This is a genomic window from Paracoccus binzhouensis, assembly GCF_016446475.1.
Classification (GTDB): Bacteria; Pseudomonadota; Alphaproteobacteria; order Rhodobacterales; family Rhodobacteraceae; genus Paracoccus; species Paracoccus binzhouensis.
In genome coordinates this window covers 1-4551 of sequence record NZ_JAEHFP010000190.1, presented here as the reverse complement: position 1 = coordinate 4551, position 4551 = coordinate 1, and the positions used below count along the sequence as shown (strand labels likewise).

Below are 4551 nucleotides of genomic sequence, written 5' to 3'. Positions count from 1 at the left end.
TGTTGGCCTCTGCACATGCCCAGATGCGCCATATTGTGAAGTCAGAGGAAGAGGCATGGTGTAAATGGCAGGAAATGTAATATGAATACTTTACACTATTCAAATTCGGATACTTTACACCATGCCAAAGAGAAGATTTCTGCGGTTGGATGCTCGGCAAAGAGCGAAGCTGAAGGATCGTCTGAAGGCTGGTGACAGCGTTTCCGCACTGGCAAAAGAGTTCGGCGTGAGCCGTCGCACGATCTACAATTACAAGCTGCGGCTGGCGGAATCCGAACTGTATTACCGCTCTGCGGTCCTGACGGTTCGGCTCAACAAAGCTGACTTTGTGGCTCTTGACGAACTGGCAAAGAGGCACGGGCTTTCACGAGCCGAGACCGCACGGCGGGTGCTGTTGCGGGCCGTGGATGTTTACGTTCAGCCCGAGGAAACTTCGCAAGCGATCTACGACCTGACACAGCAGCTCCTGCCGATCGGCAGGAACTTGAACCAGATCGCGGCTGCCCTGAACGCGGCGGCAAAGCGGGGAACCCTGCGTCTGGACAAGGAAACACAGGCAGCCCTGTCCCGCGTCCGGTCTCGTGCCGATGCGGTCGAGCGGCTGGCTGATGACGTTCGCCACGTCATGGTCGGGCTGGCACGGCTTCAGCGCGCCACCAATGAGAGGATCTTCGCGGAACTGGCAGCGCCGGAGAGGCCCGCAGAGACCCCAGAAGCGCCGGAGAGGCCCGCAGAGACCCCAGAAGCGCCGGAGAGGCCCACAGAATCGCCAAGCCCAAGCACGCGATTTGCTTTGGGCGCGTTCAGGGTGCCGCAAGGGCGGCGATAGCCCCAGAGGGAGCGAGACCACAGGGATCGAGCGACTGGCGCGCGATGGACTTCGATGCCTCAAACCGCCAAGTCTAGGGGGAGGTCGGAAATGTCCTTGAGGCGCTTTCCGTCCACCATCACGGCCAGCATGTCGGCGGCGTCGTTCATGCCCAAGGCTTTGACGGTGGCTTGCAGCTCGTAGAGGGCGAAGTGATACACACAGTCAATGTCCCCGGTGCCCAAGGCGATAGAGGCTAGACGGCTGGGGGTCGGCTCTGCCGTAACTACCACAACGTGAGGCAGACGGCCCTTGCGATTGCGAACCAGATTTAGGGCTTCGGAGCGGGCGTTTTGTGCCCGGTCGCTGCGTATCGTCCACTTACATGAAATGCTGGCGTGCAGCAGGGGTAGCCCGCCGTTTTTCTTGCGCAGGCTGGCAAGCGTGGTCACGCTGTCGTCCACCAGCAGCGCCGGGGCGTTAATGGTGTCGTCGTCCTCGGTGTCGCGCGTCACCACAATATCCGGTGTGATGGTGTAATCGCTGCCCAAGGCTGCGGCCAGTTCCACATCGGCCTTAGCGGCTCGGTCGAGGGCCACCAAGTGCGCATATTGTTCGTAGCGGGCAATCTCTAAACGGTTGCGCCCGCTGACTTGGCGAACATCCCAAATTCCGGGGCGTAGGTGTCCCAGCTTGAGGAAGGTTTCTCGCACGAAGCGGGCGCAAATGCTTTCAAACTGGTTGCCCGAAGTCTGGCCCGCGATGCGCTCGCCGATGGTTTCGGCCTTGAGTAGATCGGCTATGCCCTTGGCAATTGCTTTGCTGGTGGTGTTGCTGCTGTCAGCATTGCTGACCACACCGGCGGCGTTGGTGGTCAATGTGGCTTCCAGCAGGGCGGCATGAAACGCTTTGCGGGCTTCGAGAAATTCAGCTTCCGGCATCAGGCCACCTTGTAGATGCGCTTGACCGACAGGGCCGCGAAAATCTGACGGGCCACAGCTGCAGCCACGGGGGGCGGGAAGGCGTTGCCGATTTGGCGATAGGCTGCGGTCTTACGCCCGGAAAACTGCCAGTCGTCGGGGAAACCCTGAATGCGTGCGGTCATGCGTGTGGTAAGGCGAGGCATCCCAACGAAATCACGGGCTGGGGCATCGTCCCATATGCCCATGCCATCAACACCTAGAGCGGCCCAAGCGCGTTTTGCACGGGTGGGGCCAAGGTCTGGCCCGCCGTGCTTTTTGGAGCCGCCCACCAGCGTCGGGGCTATGGTGTTGGCCTGCTCGCGCCAGCGGGCAGCGCCGCGCCATTTGTTCGCGGCCATGAGATCGTGCAGCAACTCACCCACGGTAGCCGCCTCGTGTTGCTGTGGCTTTGGCCATGCAAAGCCGTCTGCAAGGTCTTTGCGGATGCCGACAAACACCACGCGCGGGCGCAACTGCGACACGCCATAGTCTGAAGCGTTGAGCAGTCGCCAGCCGGGGACATAGCCCAGCTTCTTGAGCTGTTTTTCTACCTTGTTGCGGTAGTCGTCAAAGACGGCATCCAGCAGACCGCGCACGTTTTCCAGCATCACAGCTTGCGGGCGGCATTCATCGACAAGACGGATTGCTTCGGGGAACAGGTCGCGTTCGTCCTTCGCACCAAGCTGCTTTCCGGCCTTAGAGAACGGCGGGCAGGGCACGCCACCGGCTACCAAGTCAACGCCTTTGTATGGTCTGCCGTCGAAGCGCCGTAGATCATCCTCGATGACGTTCCATGCGGGGCGGTTCAGGCGTAGTGTGGCGCATGCTGCCGGTTCCAGCTCGATCAGGGCGGAATGGTTAAAGCCCGCCATTTCTAGGCCAAGAGCCTGACCGCCTGCGCCGGCGCACATCTCTAAGGAATTAAGTTGGGTCATGGTGTTCTGCTTATATGTTTTGTGTGATTGATTTTGTTAAAATCAGTCATTCACTCGCTCCTTACTTTCCCCATAGCCGCGACCACCATCCGGGCCGATCAGCCAGCTTCTCGGCCATCGCCCGCCAGCGGTCCCGCTCGGCCTCTGCTGCCATACGAAGCCGCCTTTCGGTCTCGATCTCAACCTTCAGGCGCTCGACTTCCAGCGCGTCAAGTGTGTGCGAGGCGTGCAAGTCATCATGTGTGCGCACAGTGTGCGACCGCCACCTGTCAAGATCGCCCAGAGCAATTCGCCATTGGTTGCGGTTATCGCGTGATGCCTGCAGTTGATGAGATTTTATCGCCCGCATAATGGTCCATCGGGAGACTCCAGCAGCCTGTGCAGCCTGTGCGGGAGACATGTGCGAATTGGCGTGAGCGCACATCATAATCGCCCTACCTTGGCGCAGAAGCTGCTGAACGCTTGTTCGATGTTCCGGGCATCAAGGGGGAGGCCCTTCCCGGCGCACCATGCCCGGAATTTGTCGGCGATCATGGTGTTGTCCATGTTACAGCCCGCCGCCCGCTTGAGGTCGCGCCAATGCGTATCGAACTCGATGCTGCCGGATGCTGGGAAGGACCGCGCCACCGTCTCGGCCGAGCCGTTGCGCCGGGCCTTCCGGCCTGCGCTATGCCGGTCCATCTCGGCCTTGAGGGCTTTTCGAGCCTCGGACGGTTTTTCGGACCATTCGATGGTAATGCTGGTAACGGTGCGCCCGCTCTTGCGCGGGGTCGCGGTCAGCACGAACCGTGATTCCATGCTGATCTCCTCAATTGCCGGCTTAATCGCCCACTTATTCAGGTTGGCAAAACGTTCCAGCTTCCCTGGTTCCACCCCAAGAACGGCCCGCAATTCGGGCACGGTAAAGGCCTTGCTGGTGACATGGTCGAGGTTCACGAGACTGGAAACGTGCTGGAACAGCAGCATGGAATACCGACTTTTGAGCCGGAAAGCCGTCTGCCGGTCGAGGATAGCCCAATGATTCGACGCCGCCGCCATACGGGTGAACATTCGCGAGAAATACCAGCTTATGACCAGATCGCCGGAGGCCTCGTCGCGGTAATCGACCTCGGCAATATCGAGCAGCCCCCCGATAGTCAGGCGCTTGCGTTCCGTGTCATCGCTGATGAGGACCGCCGCCTGTAGCTCGGCAAAGAGCGGGGCGAGGCTGGCGCGGTCATGGTGCCGCAATCCCTCGACGCCCCGGACCTCTGACAGCCGGACGCGGTGTTCCACGTCCTCGCCCATCCTGCCGCCCGCCTGCCCAATCAGGACGTGCATCAGCTTGAGCGCCGCCAGCCCGGGCGGGTTCTGCATGTAGGTGCCCCGTGCCACTTCGGCAGGCAGCACAGTTTTGGTCTTGTCGAAGGCACGATCTACGGCCACTTGGACGGTTTTCCCCATAGGCTAGTTCTATAAGGTGTAAAACCTAACCTGTAAACTGTCTATTCCGGCCCCATTCCTAACCTTTCCGGCCCCATTCCTAACCTTTCCGGCCCCATTCCTAACCTGTGCAGTCGTAAGTAATTGTAATTACTTGATTATATTCCAGTGAACTATAAGAACTATTAGAACAAGAAGGGCTGCGCCCATTTTTTCTGTGAACTTTGGGTCAAAATCCGGGGCCGGACGACCCAGTTTTCCGCCGTGGTGCCGATTGTGAGGTCGGATCAGGCTAGGGAACAGGGGACGCTTTCCCACCCGCCGCGACGGTCGCTCGATCCCTGTGGTCTCTCTCCCTTTGCGGCTATCCCATCGCCCAGTCCTCTTGACCGAGAGGATGGCAAGACAGGGGATCGCATTGCCA

General features: G+C 59.8%; 5 protein-coding genes. 1 reads left to right on the top strand and 4 read right to left on the bottom strand.

Going from position 1 to position 4551, the window contains the following annotated elements; translation table 11 throughout:
- Nucleotides 1–121 precede the first annotated feature (121 nt).
- Complete coding sequence (locus I9P22_RS23350; RefSeq protein ID WP_199262562.1) at nt 122–829, top strand: helix-turn-helix domain-containing protein; 708 nt, start codon at nt 122–124, stop codon at nt 827–829.
- A gap of 59 nt (nt 830–888) precedes the next feature.
- Here I9P22_RS23350 and I9P22_RS23345 read toward each other — a convergent pair whose 3' ends face one another.
- The 4 genes from I9P22_RS23345 to I9P22_RS23330 form a co-directional block, all read right to left on the bottom strand.
- Nucleotides 889–1749: an NgoMIV family type II restriction endonuclease gene (locus tag I9P22_RS23345; RefSeq protein ID WP_199262560.1), complete on the bottom strand. Its 861-nt coding sequence runs from the start codon at nt 1747–1749 to the stop codon at nt 889–891.
- Nucleotides 1749–2705, bottom strand: coding sequence for a DNA cytosine methyltransferase (locus I9P22_RS23340; protein ID WP_199262558.1), 957 nt, complete (start codon nt 2703–2705; stop codon nt 1749–1751). Before I9P22_RS23340 ends, I9P22_RS23345 begins: the two co-directional genes overlap by 1 nt.
- A 61-nt stretch (nt 2706–2766) precedes the next feature.
- Nucleotides 2767–3105: a helix-turn-helix domain-containing protein gene (locus I9P22_RS25105; RefSeq protein WP_408635226.1), complete on the bottom strand. Its 339-nt coding sequence runs from the start codon at nt 3103–3105 to the stop codon at nt 2767–2769.
- Between the two features lie 23 nt (nt 3106–3128).
- On the bottom strand, nt 3129–4148 hold the full coding sequence (locus I9P22_RS23330) for a replication initiation protein (protein WP_199262553.1): 1020 nt from the start codon (nt 4146–4148) through the stop codon (nt 3129–3131).
- Between the last annotated feature and the right edge of the window lie 403 nt (nt 4149–4551).

What these genes read in the sequence shown, in the direction of transcription:
- I9P22_RS23345 (WP_199262560.1), bottom strand. Translation starts at nt 1,749, where the DNA reads ATGCCGGAAGCTGAATTTCTCGAAGCCCGCAAAGCGTTTCATGCCGCC.
- I9P22_RS23340 (WP_199262558.1), bottom strand. Translation starts at nt 2,705, where the DNA reads ATGACCCAACTTAATTCCTTAGAGATGTGCGCCGGCGCAGGCGGTCAG.
- I9P22_RS23330 (WP_199262553.1), bottom strand. Translation starts at nt 4,148, where the DNA reads ATGGGGAAAACCGTCCAAGTGGCCGTAGATCGTGCCTTCGACAAGACC.
- I9P22_RS25105 (WP_408635226.1), bottom strand. Translation starts at nt 3,105, where the DNA reads ATGTCTCCCGCACAGGCTGCACAGGCTGCTGGAGTCTCCCGATGGACC.
- I9P22_RS23350 (WP_199262562.1), top strand. Translation starts at nt 122, where the DNA reads ATGCCAAAGAGAAGATTTCTGCGGTTGGATGCTCGGCAAAGAGCGAAG.